Origin of the sequence: Nitrosomonas sp. Nm34 (genome assembly GCF_900113925.1) — a bacterium.
In the GTDB taxonomy this organism is placed as follows: Bacteria; Pseudomonadota; Gammaproteobacteria; order Burkholderiales; family Nitrosomonadaceae; genus Nitrosomonas.
The window spans coordinates 1-16480 of sequence record NZ_FORD01000055.1; the positions used below are offsets into that span (position 1 = coordinate 1).

General features: G+C 46.9%; 17 protein-coding genes and 3 pseudogenes. 6 read left to right on the top strand and 14 right to left on the bottom strand.

All coding sequences use genetic code 11. The features are described 5' to 3' along the window. A pseudogene (locus BM283_RS18285) lies at positions 1-91 on the top strand (IS5/IS1182 family transposase); the annotation flags it as partial. Between the two features lie 500 nt (positions 92-591). On the opposite strand, the gene BM283_RS14570 reads toward BM283_RS18285, so the two are convergent. The 12 genes and pseudogenes from BM283_RS14570 to BM283_RS14610 all read right to left on the bottom strand — a co-directional run bounded on the left by BM283_RS14570 (position 592) and on the right by BM283_RS14610 (position 9053). Next, positions 592-1008, bottom strand: a complete 417-nt coding sequence (locus BM283_RS14570; RefSeq protein ID WP_090694370.1) for a lipocalin-like domain-containing protein — start codon at positions 1006-1008, stop codon at positions 592-594. Between the two features lie 10 nt (positions 1009-1018). Continuing rightward, a complete protein-coding gene (locus BM283_RS14575) occupies positions 1019-1882 on the bottom strand; it encodes a dioxygenase family protein (protein ID WP_090694372.1) in 864 nt (287 codons plus the stop codon). Between the two features lie 248 nt (positions 1883-2130). After that, positions 2131-3645, bottom strand: a pseudogene (locus BM283_RS14580) (amidohydrolase). A 66-nt stretch (positions 3646-3711) separates the two neighbouring features. Further along, positions 3712-4419, bottom strand: a complete 708-nt coding sequence (locus tag BM283_RS14585) for a hydrolase (RefSeq protein ID WP_090694374.1) — start codon at positions 4417-4419, stop codon at positions 3712-3714. 483 nt (positions 4420-4902) lie between these two features. Then, positions 4903-5049, bottom strand: a complete 147-nt coding sequence (locus BM283_RS18965; protein WP_175492163.1) for a hypothetical protein — start codon at positions 5047-5049, stop codon at positions 4903-4905. A gap of 124 nt (positions 5050-5173) precedes the next feature. Then, on the bottom strand, positions 5174-5590 hold the full coding sequence (locus tag BM283_RS14590) for an organic hydroperoxide resistance protein (protein WP_090694376.1): 417 nt from the start codon (positions 5588-5590) through the stop codon (positions 5174-5176). A gap of 82 nt (positions 5591-5672) precedes the next feature. After that, positions 5673-5936: a Rossmann-fold NAD(P)-binding domain-containing protein gene (locus tag BM283_RS19585; protein WP_217646548.1), complete on the bottom strand. Its 264-nt coding sequence runs from the start codon at positions 5934-5936 to the stop codon at positions 5673-5675. A 30-nt stretch (positions 5937-5966) separates the two neighbouring features. Further along, entirely contained in the window at positions 5967-6164 is a 198-nt protein-coding gene (locus BM283_RS19590) for an SDR family NAD(P)-dependent oxidoreductase (RefSeq protein ID WP_217646549.1), read from the bottom strand. A gap of 484 nt (positions 6165-6648) precedes the next feature. Continuing rightward, positions 6649-6956, bottom strand: a pseudogene (locus tag BM283_RS20120) (DDE-type integrase/transposase/recombinase); the annotation flags it as partial. A 317-nt stretch (positions 6957-7273) separates the two neighbouring features. Beyond that, positions 7274-8158: an alpha/beta fold hydrolase gene (locus BM283_RS14600; RefSeq protein ID WP_090694378.1), complete on the bottom strand. Its 885-nt coding sequence runs from the start codon at positions 8156-8158 to the stop codon at positions 7274-7276. A 287-nt stretch (positions 8159-8445) separates the two neighbouring features. Continuing rightward, complete coding sequence (gene nadS / locus BM283_RS14605; RefSeq protein WP_090694381.1) at positions 8446-8730, bottom strand: NadS family protein; 285 nt, start codon at positions 8728-8730, stop codon at positions 8446-8448. A 2-nt stretch (positions 8731-8732) separates the two neighbouring features. Further along, positions 8733-9053, bottom strand: coding sequence for a type II toxin-antitoxin system RelE/ParE family toxin (locus BM283_RS14610; RefSeq protein ID WP_217646550.1), 321 nt, complete (start codon positions 9051-9053; stop codon positions 8733-8735). Between the two features lie 1343 nt (positions 9054-10396). On the opposite strand from BM283_RS14610, the gene BM283_RS14615 reads away from it, so the two are divergent. From BM283_RS14615 to BM283_RS14625, 3 genes are all read left to right on the top strand, one after another. Continuing rightward, complete coding sequence (locus BM283_RS14615) at positions 10397-10975, top strand: hypothetical protein (RefSeq protein WP_090694385.1); 579 nt, start codon at positions 10397-10399, stop codon at positions 10973-10975. 46 nt (positions 10976-11021) lie between these two features. Beyond that, positions 11022-11648 carry a hypothetical protein gene (locus BM283_RS14620; protein WP_090694388.1) on the top strand — a complete coding sequence of 209 codons (627 nt, stop codon included), beginning with the start codon at positions 11022-11024 and terminating at the stop codon, positions 11646-11648. 436 nt (positions 11649-12084) lie between these two features. Beyond that, complete coding sequence (locus BM283_RS14625; RefSeq protein WP_090694389.1) at positions 12085-12426, top strand: hypothetical protein; 342 nt, start codon at positions 12085-12087, stop codon at positions 12424-12426. Between the two features lie 1100 nt (positions 12427-13526). Here BM283_RS14625 and BM283_RS14630 read toward each other — a convergent pair. After that, positions 13527-13934 carry a hypothetical protein gene (locus tag BM283_RS14630; protein WP_090694392.1) on the bottom strand — a complete coding sequence of 136 codons (408 nt, stop codon included), beginning with the start codon at positions 13932-13934 and terminating at the stop codon, positions 13527-13529. A gap of 403 nt (positions 13935-14337) precedes the next feature. Here BM283_RS14630 and BM283_RS14635 point away from each other — a divergent pair, with 403 nt between their 5' ends. After that, positions 14338-14559: a hypothetical protein gene (locus BM283_RS14635; RefSeq protein WP_090694394.1), complete on the top strand. Its 222-nt coding sequence runs from the start codon at positions 14338-14340 to the stop codon at positions 14557-14559. Positions 14560-15010: 451 nt separating this feature from the next. After that, complete coding sequence (locus BM283_RS14640) at positions 15011-15976, top strand: tyrosine-type recombinase/integrase (RefSeq protein WP_090694396.1); 966 nt, start codon at positions 15011-15013, stop codon at positions 15974-15976. Positions 15977-16359: 383 nt separating this feature from the next. Here BM283_RS14640 and BM283_RS20665 read toward each other — a convergent pair whose 3' ends face one another. Further along, entirely contained in the window at positions 16360-16476 is a 117-nt protein-coding gene (locus tag BM283_RS20665; RefSeq protein WP_368086409.1) for a hypothetical protein, read from the bottom strand. Positions 16477-16480: the final 4 nt, after the last annotated feature.

Genomic DNA, 16480 nt, shown 5'->3' on the forward strand with positions numbered 1-16480 from the left:
CCGGGCAATAGCGACACGATACGACAAGCTGAAGCGAAATTATGAAAGTATGGTAGCCATAGCGTGTGGATATCTGTGGCTACCTATGTGAAATGTCAACAGACCCTAGGAAAATAAAGGAAGATAGATTGAAATAGTCGCTCATTTTTAATGAGTGGTGACCGAGTGCAGCGTGGAGGAAGGGGTACCTACTCCTGAGATTGTTCTTTATGATGCTTAACGAGAACCAGAGTGCCCGCAATATCATGGATGGGCTTGCCCCTTTCGTATGATTGACCATTAGTTAATGTCTGAATCAAGGAAAATACAGATAACAAGACAACTCTCCCTGACAGATATACTGTATTCCAGATGTTTAAGCTGTGATTACTTTTATTTTTCGGTAATTTTCACAAACTCTTCTATTTCAGGCAATATATATATTCAATATGGTGGTTTGAGTCGATACCAACCCAGCTTGTAAGATTGCCAAGCGCAGCGAAAACTTTTTACCTTCGCCGGTCTTGGGTACCGGCATGGAAAGCTCTTCGACCTTCAGATGGTCCTATGAGCCCGTGCTTCGAAACAGAAGACCCCGCATCTTTGTCCGGGTCAACGCGGTTGCTCGCGCTTATCGTTGCCGATACGCTGCCACAGGATCTCGCGATGGGTCCCATCCGTAGGCGTAAGTGACAAGAGATCACCGTGGAACCGATAAGCTCTTTCGAGAACATCGGAGTGGCCGCCTGGGAACAGCTGCCCCTCGACAAAATGGCGTACCACACGTTTTTCGGTGTCGAGCTCATAGCGGCCGAAATAAGCCAGATAATCCTTCTTAAGGCGGGCCAGGTCTTCACTCTCGCCTCTGGATTTGCGGCTGATCTGCACCGCCATGTGACCAGAGTTGCTGTAGTAAATATACCCCACAGCATCCTCGCCGTAGGGATATTCCTTCTTGCCATCAGAATTCACATGGATGGAGTGAACCAGCCGCCAGGTGCCAACGATCTGATGAGCGATATTTTCCATGTGGCAGCTCCTAGGACGGAATCGGGGCTTTGGGCATTTTCGAGACCCCCCGCTTTAACGGAAAGCCATACTTCAGGAGCATGTGGTCACCTTCTTGCCTGAAATCACCGACCATGTTCTGGCTGGCGGTGAAGACGGCATCATCTTCGATGATCGGGTCCCCTTTGACAAAGATCTGGGTAACAAGTGTCTCATAACACGGGGCTAACACGATGAAATGGATGTGCGCCGGCCGATCTGGTGGCCGTTTGGCGACGCGCAAGAGTTCACCTACGGGCCCATCCGTCGGAACGGGGTAAGCAGTCGGCATCAGTGCGATCAGCTCGAAAGTCCCATTTTCATCTGTTTTGAAACGACCGCGCAGATTGTAGTCCGGCTGGTGCTCGTCCTGATTCTCATAAAGGCCATTGGTCGCGGCTTGCCACGTATCGAGAACCGCCCCTTCAACAGGCTTATTATTCTCGAAATCGTACACCCGGCCAGAAATATGCACGCGCTCACCCGGTGTTTCTTCGCTGGCAATAGAGCTGCCGCGTTCGCGGAAGGGCGCATTCGCACGAAAGAAAGGCCCTACCAATGCATAGCCAACCGGCTGTCCCGGTGTCTCGTGGTTGTGCGACTCGATCAGTTGGCTCACCCCAATGACATCGGCCAGCAGCAGGAATTCATTTCTTTCGGGACTGGTTTTCTCAGCCATCCTCCTCATGAAGTCCCAGGCAAACTCCCACTCCTGATCTGTCACTTTCATCTCTTTAATGCAGGTATGCAGGTGTTTGATCAACAGCGAAACGATCGATTTGAGTCTTGGATCATCGATATGGTCATAAGCTTTGAGCACTTTCTCAGTAAGCGCTTGGTCAGTTTCATGATTCATGAGTTATCCCTCTCTATTTAAATGATAGGATGCTAGTTCGTGTCGACCATTAAAAGGCCATGCAATCACAATGCAAGCGCCATGGCCCAGACTGGCTCAGCACCCAGTGGTGTGATTTTGCATCAGGAGCATGGACGTGCTTACAGAGCGGTTCTATCGTATGAACCCCGCTCGTCTTGACGTAGCCACCGTAGGCCTTCACCGGAGACCAATCGGGACTGACCGGCAGAGGCGGCGGCCCCAAAGAACTAAATTCGTCTGCGCCGAAAACAATACGGCCACCGACAATCGTCAGTACCGATTCGATCTGTTTGATCTCTTCTTCCGGAATCGAAAAAAAAATCGGCTGAAAGCACCGCAAGATCAGCTAACTGTCCCGGCGCAATGGATCCTTTCTTTTCTTCCTCGGAAGAGAACCAGCTGCTTCCGACCGTGTACAGGCGCAGGGCTTCCTGGCGATCGAGGCGGTTGTTCTCTGGGTAGAGTGCCATGCCCCCGACGGTCTTGCCTGTAATTAGCCAGTATAGTGCGACAAAAGGGTTGTAGCTTGAGACGCGCGTGGCGTCGGTACCCGCGCCCACAGGGACGCCCAGTTCCAGCATCCGTCGGATAGGTGGCGTGCGCTGCGCCTGTTGTTCACCATAACGATTTACGAAGTACTCGCCCTGAAACGCCATCCGGTCTTGCACGGCGATACCACCGTCGAGTGCTCTGATGCGTTCGATGTTACGGTCGGAGATCGTCTCGCAATGGTCGAAGAACCAGTGGAGCCCCTCAAAGGGAACCTCTCGATTCACTTCTTCATAGACATTCAGGGCACGGGTAATCGTCTCGTCGTAGGTCGCGTGCAAGCGAAATGGCCAGCGCTTTTCGGCCAGATGCCGAATGACCGCCTTGAGTTCATTCTCCATGACGGGCGCCATGTCGGGGCGTGGCTCGAGAAAATCCTCAAAATCTGCCGCCGAATAGACGAGCATTTCGCCCGCACCGTTCATGCGATAGAAATCGTCGCCCGCACCGGGCCTCGTCTCCTGCGTCCATTGCTCGAAGTCGGCCAACTCTTAACCACCGCCGGCATCGATGACGCTGGTAATACCAAAACGGTTAAGTTCTCGCATAAAGTGGCGGGTTGAGTTCACCTGGTCTTCATGCGTGAGCTTTGGCCCCTTGGCAAGCGTCGCATACAGGATCATTGCATTCGGACGCGCAATGATGAGCCCGGTCGGATTACCTTGTTTGTCCCGCTGAATCTCAGCGCCCGGCGGATCCGGCATGTCTTTCGTATAGCCGACAGCACGCAAGGCTGCGCCATTCAGAAACGCGCGGTCATAAAGGTGCAGCACGAAGACGGGAGTATCAGGCGCGACCCGATTGATCTCGTCCAGCGTCGGTAGACGGCGCTCGGCGAATTGGAAGGCTGTCCAGCCACCGATTACCCGCACCCATTGCGGGGGCGGTGTTCGCATAGCTTGTTCCTTCAATCTGCGCAATGCATCCGCGAGCGAGGGCACGCCATCCCAGCGCAGTTCTAGGTTGTAGTTCAAACCACCGCGAATCGGGTGTATGTGAGAATCGTTGAGGCCGGGAATGACCGCCCGGCCATTGCCGTCGATTATGCTTGTCGCAGAGCCGCGTTGCCGCATAATCTCATCGTTGGTACCGATCGCACTAATCTTGCCGTCCTTGATGGCAACCGCTTCGACAAACGACGGGTCTACGTTCGTCGCGATTTTGGCATTATGGAGGATGGTGTCAGCAGTCATATGAACTCCTGCATCGGTTAAATGATATGAGCGAAAGCTGGGATCCGGAATCAGGAGTCTTCTTTGTTAATGGTGATCAGGCCCAGCATTAGGGAGAACGTATTCAGGGAACTTCGTCGCTGGGGCGCCATGCACCATGGTATAGGCGTACTCCACGCCCATCCCATACGCTCCAAAGTGATTTTTCACGATATCCATAACAGCATCATAAGTTTCACGCTCCGCCCAGTCGCGCTGCCACTCGAGCATTACCGAGAGCGAGGTGACTGGCTTGGCGCCTGCCTGGATCACGCGCTTCATCGCATTCTCATGGGCAAGCTGACTGACATCGCCGCAGCAGTCTTCGACGACATAGACCTCGTAGCCGTCGTGCATAGCTTGTATTGTGGGAAGCGCGACACAGGTTTCGGTCCACAGGCCAGCCAATACAATCTTTTTCCGGCCTGTTTTCTCAATTGCGGTAACGAAGTTTCTATCATCCCAGGAGTTCATAGAAGAGCGCTCGATCGGTACCTGGTCAGGGAAAACAGTCTGGACCTGTGGCCAGAGATTGCCGCTAAAACTCTTGGTTTCAACCGTGGAGAGGACCATTGGAATACCAAATACTTTGACAGTTTTCGCGAGCGCAACGTTGTTGTTGATGATCGATTGGCGGTCAAAATTAGTAACGCCAAAGAGCATTTGTGGCTGTAGGTCAATCAACGTGACGACGCAATTGTCTGGCGTCAGCAACCCCTTTTCGCTGTGCTTCGGCCGTTCAATAATTTCAGACATGACATTCTCCTTAATTGAAGGGGAGTGAGCAAATACTGCCGACATCAAAAGCCAACCTTTAGTCAGGCTTCCATCGGCATGATTAATTCACGCAAGAGGGATTCGGCATAAAGAGTTGTCAACCTGGACTCCTAGAATAACCTGTCTTTCTGCTCCGCGTGGCAAGTTATAGAATCAAATTAGCTCTTTCAAACAAAAATTGTTATTGGGAACCACATTAATTCTGTTGTAAATACGTATAAACACGTATTTCCTGCAGGCTAATGGCTGAATGATGTATGCCTGTTGACTGGAGTTAGCAAAATTGATAACAGAACAGTACTTTCGCTGATTGGCCTAAGCTGGTGTTGGTGTAAATAGCGGAGATGGGATATATGCCCCCCCTCCCCACGGGGAACATGGGTAAGAAGTAAAGGATGAGGCAGACCATCGCGGACCTAACCGTATCTACGTTCCAAGGTGGAGATAGGTAGTTCCCCAAGTTCAGGACATGTTTGCCGTTGCGCGATCCCTGCCTCCAGCCACGTTCGCGTCTTGCTCGAACAATTCTTCCAATTGCGCCGCTGCCTGTTTTTCCGTGGCGATCAGCTGTTCTTCATCATGATGCACCAGGTATTGCTTGCGCAACATCGCTTCGGAATGCGTGCGAAAGCGCCGTACGGTCTCGCGCGTAGATCTTGAGATGCGGAAAATGCTGGCGTACGATCTCGACCGTTTTGACCGACGCCTCGCCCGACTGTACATGCACATCCTGTTATGCCAGGGTAATCTTGACATCGATGTTTCCGCGTGTCGCCCTCGAGTACGGGCAAATCTGATGTGCGGCATCGACCAAAGCTTGGGCAACTTCGTGCTCGATTCCCGGCAGGCTGACCTTCAGCCACGCCTGCAGCTGGAAAGCGTTACCGTTCATCCCTAAGTCCACTTCAGCATCGATGGCGCGATCCGCAGGTAGAACTACTTTCTTCTTCGCTGCGGCGAGTTCAACGGCGCTAAGGAAACAGGCCGACCAGCCCGCAGCGAACAGTTGCTCCGGATTGGTACCATTGCCCTGATCATCTGGGCGCGTAAGCTTGACCTCGAGATGGCCGTCGGAGCTGCGGGACTCACCATTGCGACCTCCCGTGGTGTGTGTTTTGGCTGTGTAAAGAACCTTGTCAAGTTGAGTCATGTTGTTTCTCCGTGTTAAGCCCGTGTGGGCAGAATTAGTTGAACTAGAAAATCGGTTGAACCTGAAAATGGGCGTCGGCCGATCAACCGAAGTCGGTCGAGCGCGTCATGGATTCCCATGCATTGATCTCTCTGCCCAATTTGGACAACCGTTCCTCCACGAGCCGGTAGGCGTCGGTGCCCAGCAACAGGTGTGTCGGCGAGTTACGTGTATCGACAATGCGAAGCAGAGCCTGGGCGGTTTTGGTCGGATCGCCAGCCTGGTGAGCGCTGTATTCCTGCCGGTGTTTGCGTACTGGATCGAACACCACGGCGTAGTCCGCAATCGAGTACCCGGAGCAGATCATCGAGCGTCCAGCCCATTCGGTGCGGATGATTCACGGCACCATTGCCGTGATTTTTATGCCGAGATCTCTGACCTCCCGAGACAGTACGTCGATGATGCCTTCGAGCGCGAACTTGCTGGCACTGTAGTACGGAATACCGGACAACCCCGCGTAGCCAGCCATCGACGTGATGTTGACGGTGTGTCCGTGGCGCTGCTGGCGCATACTCGGCAGCGCGGCTTTGCTCATGGCCACTGCTCAGAATACATTGACCTCGAACTGGCGGATCAGTTCTCTTCGATTCGGCGAACGATGGGCTCGATGGTGCCGAAACGTCTGACGTCCAGGAGCACCGACTTAGCCCGTGTGCGATGCCGGGACTCAAAGGCGACACGATCTTTCTCGCGCCGCACGGTGCTAATCACATGGTACCCGGCCTGCAAGGCCGCCATTTGTACCGGTGATTAGGTACATCTTCTTCGCATTCTTCATTCTGGACCTCCGTATTGAGGGTAATGTCAACCGAAATAGCTTATTGGTCGTCATGTTCACGCTGATTCTTACGGATTTCGGTAATTGTCCGACCACCAACTCCCCAGTTATGTAATATGAATATTAACGAATGGCATGGTTTTCTCCTTATGCTCTTGGTTTGGTGGCGTTTTAGTAACTCGATGGTAATTTATACTTTATGATCGGCACCACCTCTCACCGGGGAAGAGAGTAGGGCGCAGGCTTGTTGCCATGTCTTGAATTTCCGATGATGCACCCGTTCGGTTTTAAGTATCCCCAGAGGCTTCCCATTGGAGAATTATCATAGCAATTCCCCTTGCAACTCATAGAAGCGATCGTGCCAAATTATTTCAATAAATTCTGGTAATCAGATGCACAATATTGGTTCCCTTGATCTGAGTGAGCAATCAGCCCCTTATCTGGATGTTTACTTTCAGTAGCACGAAATAATGTCTGCATAACCAAACCCTTCGTCATTCTCTTATCCATGGCATAACCTACCAGTTCACCTTTAAATAGATCTTTTAGGCTCTTAAGAAGTTAAGCATTTATTAAAGTGTGTTAACTTACTGAGATGAATGATAAAAATAAATGGTATTTCGGTTCTCGTGCCGAACTGGCTGAATGGGAAGCTTTCTACACCTATCACCGACCGCATGGAGGCTTGGGAGGTTAAATACCGTATGAACGTTTAATCGAAAAAATGAGATAATTATTTTGTCTGCCAAGGTTGTTTCCATCACACTCTATGAGTGGCCGCCAGCACATGAACACCGCGAACCGAGCAATACGATATTGGCAGCGTTGAAAAGTCCGCAGGCACCGACCCTATCCTCAGACGGTCGTCATTTGTTGAATTCCGAACACACTTCTTCGACTGTCTTAGCGGGATCCTGCAGATGCGGGTAGTGCCCGATGCCGGGAAGTACCGTGAGCTGAGAGCCGATCTTTTGGGCGAACTCAACACCCATTTGCTTGTTGATATAGATGTCCTTCTCGCCCCAGATCACACGGACATGAGTCTTCAGCTTGTCGATGTTGGATTCCAAGTAGTCTTGGTCCCGGGTGAAGTGCTGGTAGTAGTGGAAGAAGGCATCCGCAGAGCTCATGCTGCCCTGGCTCCAGCCGTTCGACATGTCTTGCTGGATTTCCTCCGAAATATCGAACTGCTCGTCTTGCGACAGTCCTCTGCGATACGCATTGGCCAGGATTTCATCTCGGGTCTTGTTCATGTAGGCACGTGTGCTTTCGGCGCCCGGCAGCGACTTCAGGCTTTGCAGGCTAGCATACATGTAGTCCGGCCGATTGAAGGGTGCGAAGTCGCCGACAACGATGTATTTGGCAACCCTCGGCTCATCAATGGCAAGGAGCAATGCCGGCAACGCACCGATGTCAGTGGCGTAGATGACGAGGTTAGAGGAATCAATGCCTGACTTGTGTATGTATTTCTTTAGTACCGCGGCGTAGTCCTTGGGAGCGTAGGAGAACTGCTTAGTGTCAGGCCTTGTGGAGAGTCCGTAGCCTGGCCAATCGATGGCGTGAACTTCGTAGTCCTTTCCGAGCGTCTGGGCAATATCCTTCCAGACATAGACCGTTTCCGGAAAACCGTGCAAGAAGAGCACGTAACCCTTCGGTTTCGGGTTATGCACGACCATGTGCCGAAGCTTCATATCGGGCCAGATCTGGGTGTACCCGAATTCCGCGTACGGCCTTTGCTCATCGTGTGCCATAGCAAACTCCGTAAAGAGAAAAATACAAGGAAGATAGCGGCGGCGAGGGACTTTCACCATGACGGATTCAGCATGAGAGTTTTCCGCGTCGATATTACTGGGTCGAAGCCTGGTGTCTATCTTGCATGAAGTCGAGCATCGACTTCGTCACCAGCTCAGGCCGTTCCTTGTGGATGAAGTGGCCGGCGTTCTCAACATTGATGGCTGTCAGGTTCGAGATCTTTGCCGGCATCTGTGATACAAATACCCGCTCCAGTGTCATTTGAAGGGCGGTACAAAATCAGAGCTTAATGAGATGCCAATTCGTAGAAAAATTTTGGATTATCTTGAATCGTTGCGAGAACCTTTGCAGCTAAGCCAGTCGGATTGCGTCGCTTGTTTTCCCAACTTTTGATGGTGTCGACACTGGTCCCCAGTGCCGCGGCGAGCTCTTGCTGAGAAACATTCAGTTGCGAGCGAAGAGCTTTCACATCGGCGACCTCAAAGCGAGTCACACGAGACGTGGATTCTGCGCCCTGTTTAATATCGACAGCTTCCTGAAGAGAAGCTTTTAATTCATTAAAAATACTCATGCTCAAACTTCCCCTTTGAGTAATTTGGTCAATTTTTTCAGTTCCGCTTTTTCAGCATTGGTTAAGTTGTCTTTCACATTCTTGGGGTAAGCAAGTATTAGATAAATAATCTCAGCGGTGGCCAAAAAATATATAACTCGAACGCTGCTACTTTTTCCTTGGCCACTTGCAGCCATCCTGACTTTCCGAAGTCCGCCAGTCCCCTGAATCAAATTACCTTTATCAGGTTGCGCGATGAGTTCGACCTGAAGTTTCTTGAGTTCATCATCTGTAGCGAGCTCCTTGATTTGCTTCGTAAAGGTAGGGGTTTCTATAAATTCAATGGCATGGCTCACCTAGTGAAAGTTCTCGAAGTCAATGTGGTGTACATAGTACACCAATAATTGATGGTTCACAATATCATGAATGAGACCACAGAGATGATATCGGAGTGCGCCAATTCACTTCTTCCTCCTCCATTTCATCTCTTCAGTTTATAAAACTTCGGACTCCATGAAAATCAGCATACCTCAATTACACTTCTGTTGCTCTGGATAGAGTCTTCGCTTTCCTAATTCTTTCATCCTTCACCTCGCTAGTTAGCAGTTTAACTACCTTAACAAGTTATACGGCTTTATTGAGCCACAACACCATTAATTGCTGAGCCTTTATCTGGCAGGATCTCAGCGGTATTTTTTTGATATACCAAATAAATAGAAATGATAATTGTATACACTTGCATTATTGCCAATTTATTTGTTATTCCATAGCATCGTTTTCCAAGAAAGTGGAAGTAGTTTAATTCATGACCGCTGCTCTGCAGTAGATACTCAACTGTTTTACTAAACAATATTGATAAACCTAAATATTAGGAGGTTTTCATGAAACGAATTTGTTGTCTCGTTCCTAATATTAATGCTGTCATGCGTTTGGTTGACAGAATTATTTCTGGCGCGAATTAAAGCGAAGCGCATTCACATCATTGCCAAGCGTGGTACACCGCTTGAAGAGTTACCAAAAACAAACTTATTGCAAAAGAACGGTTTCATTCCGACAGTGCAGTAAGGACTAACGCATAAAGGATCGGGTGGTCTGCTCGCTGGACCGCTTACCGTTTAGTCCTTTCACTTACTTTAACAGTAGCTACAGGGAGCATTTTTTGCCAACTGCACTTACAGGGGTGGTAATAGATACATGGATAGCAAGCTAATAAGTTTTACAGCGTGGGCAATCAAAGGATTGAATAATTCGAGAATGCGAGAGAAGCAGGCATTTATTAGTGTTAACTCACTCACTGTCGGACCAAATGGACGCAACCAAAGAAGGTAAAACGACAACATCAATTCGAAGCAGAAATTGAAAGTACAGAATTAAAACTACTTGTATTTTCTAGGAATAATCAGCATTAGCCTTATTCAATCTTGAGAATCGTTCGAAATTAGGAAAATCAAAGTAACCAAATTACTTCTGCAGTATGAGGGGTAATTTAGCTTAACCCATGAGGTAATTTCCTCCAAATACTGGTTCAGTAAAAACTGACTGCGATTTTACTTTATGAGTTCTTTGATCGTAGTAACTCTTATTGACACGTTAAAGGAGGTTACAGATGAGTTCAGAAAATAGCGATTCTTAACGTGATGCACAAGATTACTCAACTATTATTAATCTTAAATAGAAGGAGAATATGATGAGTACACTCTTTGACAATATAATGGGAAACATAATGGGAAATTCCCATGATCGTGGACACTGGTATGGTAAAGGCCAAGACGATAAATACCAGGATGATCATAGCCATGACGGCAAAGGCCACGGCGATAAAGACAAAGGCGATCATAGTCATGACGGCAAAGGCTACAGCGATAAAGACAAAGGCGATCATGGCCGGAATGGTAAAGGCCAAGACGATAAAGACATGGGTGATCATGGCCATGATGGTAAAGGCCAAGGAAGTGATAAACATAAACATGTCGATGCACGTCCAGGTGAATCTTGCCGTGGGGAAGAGGGAGCAGAAGATTTTGTCTTCCATGATAAGGGGCACTGGAGAATTGACAACTATAATGGGCAGGAAGGAGACAAGCTGGATTTTACTGAGTATGGTTTAACTCGTGAAGAGATAGCCAGTCATATTACCAGTATCAAAATTGAGGCTGATACCTTCATCGTCAACTTTGGCGACGATGTATCGATTACGTTGGTAGGTCAACCACCCACTTGGGATAACGTCATCACTAGTGGAGAGGGGGTGATGATATATCAATAGAGTGGAGAGCTAGGACCGGACAAAAACCCAGCTTGGCTATCGAGTTGTGGTCTGCGGACAGAATAGTAAGAAGATTGACGTTATTCCCTTTTCGTTCGGGGGCGTACCTAGTAGTGAATTTCCTGCGAAACTAATTGAACAAAAGTACAGCTTCGACACAGAAGTGTGGGATGTCTGTCAATCTAAGCATCTCACGTTTGCCGAAGAGAGGCGACTTGAAAGCGAGCCCGATGCCTTCGTACTAGTTGAGAATAATCGCCGCCCTGGACGCGCTAACGTTCAGATTCAGGTTAGCTATACTCCTCCAGCAAGTAATTCTGTCTCAAGTTATGTGGGGGAGGTAACCGTAGAAATCTCGGCGCTTGAGCCTGAGGTGTTTCCGGATGCCTTTGCTGCCACAATCGAGGTCTTCGAGACAATTGTCGGAAAAGATGAGCAGAAGACCGAAACCCTTGTCGAAAGCATTACCATTAACATGGCCCCTAGCTATCTCATCGTTGAAAAAGCATTTTTCGAGGATCGGTGGAGGGCGATCGAGACGTTGTTGCGTACAGTCAGAGAGTTAGATAGGAAAATACTGAATTACCTAAGATCGGACCCATATTGCCGGAAGATCCTACTTGGGGACAGAGTCTTATTGTACAAAGACATATCGATTGGTTCAAATCTGTAAAACTGATTCAGCCTGACCTAGTCAAGAGTACGCTCAGTGAGCTTCTGATCCCTGTTATCCGTCATTAGCCGAACAACATAATTAAAATATTTCATGTAATATGAAGAAACTGATTTAACAAAGATAAGTTTTGTTGTTTTCAAAATGTATTTGTTATAAACAAGAACGCATTTTGTTTATCAGTAGATGTGGTTGTAATAAAAAACAGCTACGTCCGAAAAAAGCAGCGTACCATACGCTAACTCAAAAAACTCTATATTTAGTTACAAACCAAGCTTCTTGTTCTACTTTTGAGATTAACTGCTAGACATAAAAGCGCAGTGAATGAACATAAGATTTACTCTTAAGGAGGAAATAATCAAATGGCTTCTTTCAATAGTGTTTTTGTCGGTACATCATCAGAAAAAAACTGGATAGCTTCAATGACACAGTAGTAGTGGCAGTTAAAGTACCTCCAGTTGATCTAGAACGCATTAATAACTATGTCGTGTTTGGTAAGGTTCTTATCCAGAATTGGGATGGCGACTCTCAGGCAGCCAGTGCACGGTTATCAATATTTGATGGCTTTGTAATTCTAGATAGGTCTGATTTTAGGCTCGAAAGCATACAATATATATCATTATCGTTGCAAGGAACCATAGATATGGAGAAATTAAAAAATAATGAGTTGATTGTTGATCTACGTTGCAGCACTTATAATGGGATAGCCAAGAATGCTTCTTTAATCGTAATCGGAGTCCCTGGTAATATTATAAACACTCAAATTAGTCCTCCTTAAAGCTAATAGCTTTAATCAAAACACGCTTTTCTGATTGGATTTAAGAAGCTTGTAAGCTTTTTTAAGTTCTTTACGTGGCTTTACAAGATAAGATTCTATAGACTCTGAATTTCATCCTGAAAGATCAAGCTTGGAATCATCTGAGTCTGTAGGAGTATTAGCAATATAATACAATATCTGCTCCTGCAACGGTCAAAATCGCATGTTGATGGCGATAAAACGCAGATTTGGAATAAATGAGTTCTTAAATCTTGTCCAGTACGCTACAAATTTTATCATTGGCAACGTTGCCAGTGAGATTTAGTGCAATCAGTGCAATCGATCGTCAGTAACGACCGAATTAAATCTGTCTAAATAATAAGATACCAAAAGAAGGGTGCCACGTTTCACCCTTAACAACTGTTATCTACAACTTGAAGTGGTACCCAAAAACTGTACAGGTTGTTAAGCTCTGCCATAATTAAAAAGGAGCTTAATGACGATGAGTAAAAAGCGCATACACTATTCGAGTGAATTCAAAGCAAAGCTAGCGCTGGCAGCGATACACGGTGATGAAACTGCCCCCAATTAGCATCGCGTTATCATGTCCATCCCACGCAGATCAATAGCTGGAAACGGCAACTCATTAAGCAAGCTGCCGAGCTATTTTCTAAAAATAATACTGGCGCCAATAAGGAGCAACCTACAACAGATGACCTGCAGCGGATTATTGGTCAATTGACGGTAGAACGCGATTTTTTAGTGAGAAAGCTCAATCATTAAGTCTTGTAGAACGCAAAGAGATGATTGAGCCCCATGGGAGTCTTAGTCAGGTTCGTCAATGCCAGTTGTTGAATCTGGCACGTTCGACCTAGAGAAACTCATTGAGCAACACCTTGAGAGATAGTCGAGTTTAACTTAGGTAAGCAGCTATTAATTCAAATAAACTGGCTGAAGATGTGTTGGAATTCTGGCTGAGCAATCCCCGCAGTTGTTCAGACGTCGGTGTGCGCACGCCGTGGAAAGCCGGTACGCAGTTCTGGATGTGATAAACTCAAAATGGGTGGCATAATCTTCCCAAAACCAATCAAGTGAATCAGCCCCACTATCTTCAGATTTTCTTAGTCAGGCATTGGAAGACCGTGCTGCATTTTTATGCAGGCATGATTGGTAAATGTACCGGAAGGTGATCTAACCCACACTGCGCAAACCCTCCAATTTTGAGGAACATTCCTGTCCAAAGCTACAGTCTTTGACATAGAGTTATCTGGTTGAACGGTTTCAACACCACTGTTGACTGCCCAGTTGTTATTATCAGCGATCCGCATATATCCTTTGTGGGGGTGGTCGCCTTTATTAATATGTTCTCCTCTAATAGAGTATATATGCATATCATTATGGCAAATAATGAGCGTTGTACGGCCATTTAGGCCACCACCCGTAGGAGTACCGTTGTCGTGACACCCCTCAATAGCAAACCCGTAGCTGGAAGTCAGTAAGAGAGCAGCGTACAAAAAAATTTTTTTCATTTAAAATCCTTTATTAATTGATGGATTGGGAAAATAAATGGATTTTTTAATAACGATTGTATAGAAAAAAAATTTAAGTTTAATAGGTTAGATTAAGATATGGGTATGATTTCAACCTTAATCTAAGTTAGATCAAAGATATACTCTCTTGATGAAAATTAAAATAAGCAAAAAACTTAATTTGATATTGAGAATTTATCTAAAAGTGTGAAGTGTCTGAAGTTTCATAAAATGCAGACATGAAATGGAGGATGAGCATGGAATCGCCACGTACCCAATACACATCAAATTCCTTTTTTATTCCACAATTATATGTATGCAATCGCATATGAGCATATGTATGCAAATTTGCAATAATGCTAATTGGTTATTTAAATGAGCAAACACCAGAAAGGTAAAAGATATGAAACGTGCAATAGGTTATATCCGAGTAAGTACAGACATACTAGCGGCAAAGGGCGGTATGGCTATTACCGCAGCGGAAGTGAAGAAACTAGGTCTTCCGCAAGATTTCGCATTAGTGACTACACAATACAAGGACCTCGTGGCAAAGCAGGCAGCTCAAGTTACGGTACAAGCACAAGATATGGATGGTAAACCGGTGCTGGTATTCCCTTCCGAATAATTAACGTTGGTGATACTCATGAGCCTCATCCAATTGAAGGGAAAACGAACGCAAGGGGACAGATAAAATTTACGAACGTACCCCCAGGCAAGTATGCCGTTGAAAATTTGGAAGGAAGTAACCAAGGGGAAAATGTCTTTGTAGTTGACCCTAAAGAATCAAAGCGAATTGACATTAAAACAGACAGCACCATCGTACCAACTATGAACCATTAAAGCTTTGCTTCAGAGAGACCTAACAGCGAATTCCAGTCAACAGCGGTACTATCGCGTACCGCGCGCCTAACTTTACTATCAGTAGTCCTCAAAGATTTGAAGAAATCTGGGAAGATACTTATAAACATATAGCTTGTCTTTCTTACAAAGAAAAGCTCTAAATTACCAGATATTAAATATCTCTTAAAACTGTTTTACTATTGATAACGTATTTTATCAATAGTAAACTGCTTCCCATGAACCCCCAAAATTTACCCACCCTTGAGCCCCCGCAAACTCGATTATTGGATGCGCCCGATTTTTATCGGTTAGCCGACGTGCCGCCCGAACTCGAGTGGTTTGCCAATTTAGCCAATGTCTGCACGCAACGCACGTATCAACATGCGTTGCAGGATTTTATGCGCTTTACCGGCATCGTTCGTCCAGAACAATTCCGGCAGATTACCCGCGCCCATCTCATCGCTTTCCGCGAGGAACTCAGAAAGCGTGAATTGTCGGGCGCCACCATCCGCCACCGCCTGGCGGCGCTGTCCTCACTGTTTGAATATTTGTGCGAGCAGAATGCGGTGACGCACAATCCGGTCAAGGGGGTCAAGCGTCCATCGGTGGAAGGCTATGAGGGTAAATCCCCTGCACTGGGGGACCACCAGGCTCGCGCGTTGCTCGAGGCGCCGGATGGGCGCACCCTGAAAGGAAAACGGGACCGCGCCATCTTGGCTATCTTACTGTACCAGGCGCTGCGTCGTGATGAACTGTGTAAATTGAAGGTGAAGGACATCAAGCAGGAACGACGCGGGGTCCTTCACATGAAAGTATCGGGCAAGGGTGGCAAGACGCGTTATATTCCTCTCCATCCCCAAGTCGGCGGATTGCTGCATGATTATCTGGAGGCGGCTGGTCATAGCGATGATGATACCGGTCCTTTATTTCGCTCTCTGAGCAATAATCGGCATCAGCAGGCAAAGAAAGCAATGACTTCAGATGCCGTCTACAAGATCGTGCAGGCCTACTCTGAAAAACTAGGGATTAGGATCGGGGCACACTCTCTACGTGCCACGGCTGCAACCAATGCACTCGACCATCAGGCCGATATCGCCAAGGTGCAGGAGTGGCTAGGGCATGCCAACATCTCGACCACGAGAATATACGACCACCGTAAAATTAGACCGGAGGATAGTCCGACGTTCAAGGTGAACTATTAATACTACGGATTTATCATTAAATCACAGAACTATCCTATTTTTCTTATTCTTTGCAGACGAGAGATATGATAGCAAAGCTTTGAGAGAATGGCTGACCGAATACGCATTTGGGGTAGAGTGAAAGATTTCGGCCGCATCACCATCAGCTCCAACTCCACTTCAACTGCAGCATCAAAGACCTCCTTGCTACATCATGGCTACCCTCATACGAGGGTTTAAAGTATCCGAACCCTAATAATTCTAAATCCCAATAGAAAAGTAAATAATAGTAGAAATATTTTTATTTATTTACATAGGGTTATGTGAAATTATAATTTCAGTTTCTATTAAGAATTGGAATAATATTAAAAGCTAACTATATAGTCTAACCAGTTAAGAATGATTCAGAATGTATAGGATTTGAAGAGCATCTCAACGGTCTGGTTTTGTTGTCTACGCAGTGCTTTGGCCTGTGCCCATTTATGTTCGATGAGGTTTAGATCAGGAGAATAAGCGGGCAAATAT

Excerpts from the sequence above, each read along its gene's own strand:
- BM283_RS14590 (WP_090694376.1), bottom strand. The coding sequence starts at position 5,590 with ATGACTCAACTTGACAAGGTTCTTTACACAGCCAAAACACACACCACG.
- BM283_RS14640 (WP_090694396.1), top strand. The coding sequence starts at position 15,011 with ATGAACCCCCAAAATTTACCCACCCTTGAGCCCCCGCAAACTCGATTA.
- BM283_RS18965 (WP_175492163.1), bottom strand. The coding sequence starts at position 5,049 with ATGTTGCGCAAGCAATACCTGGTGCATCATGATGAAGAACAGCTGATC.
- BM283_RS14570 (WP_090694370.1), bottom strand. The coding sequence starts at position 1,008 with ATGGAAAATATCGCTCATCAGATCGTTGGCACCTGGCGGCTGGTTCAC.
- nadS (WP_090694381.1), bottom strand. The coding sequence starts at position 8,730 with ATGAGTATTTTTAATGAATTAAAAGCTTCTCTTCAGGAAGCTGTCGAT.
- BM283_RS14585 (WP_090694374.1), bottom strand. The coding sequence starts at position 4,419 with ATGTCTGAAATTATTGAACGGCCGAAGCACAGCGAAAAGGGGTTGCTG.
- BM283_RS14630 (WP_090694392.1), bottom strand. The coding sequence starts at position 13,934 with ATGAAAAAAATTTTTTTGTACGCTGCTCTCTTACTGACTTCCAGCTAC.
- BM283_RS14635 (WP_090694394.1), top strand. The coding sequence starts at position 14,338 with ATGAAACGTGCAATAGGTTATATCCGAGTAAGTACAGACATACTAGCG.
- BM283_RS14600 (WP_090694378.1), bottom strand. The coding sequence starts at position 8,158 with ATGGCACACGATGAGCAAAGGCCGTACGCGGAATTCGGGTACACCCAG.
- BM283_RS14615 (WP_090694385.1), top strand. The coding sequence starts at position 10,397 with ATGAGTACACTCTTTGACAATATAATGGGAAACATAATGGGAAATTCC.
- BM283_RS14575 (WP_090694372.1), bottom strand. The coding sequence starts at position 1,882 with ATGAATCATGAAACTGACCAAGCGCTTACTGAGAAAGTGCTCAAAGCT.
- BM283_RS19590 (WP_217646549.1), bottom strand. The coding sequence starts at position 6,164 with ATGAGCAAAGCCGCGCTGCCGAGTATGCGCCAGCAGCGCCACGGACAC.
- BM283_RS19585 (WP_217646548.1), bottom strand. The coding sequence starts at position 5,936 with ATGATCTGCTCCGGGTACTCGATTGCGGACTACGCCGTGGTGTTCGAT.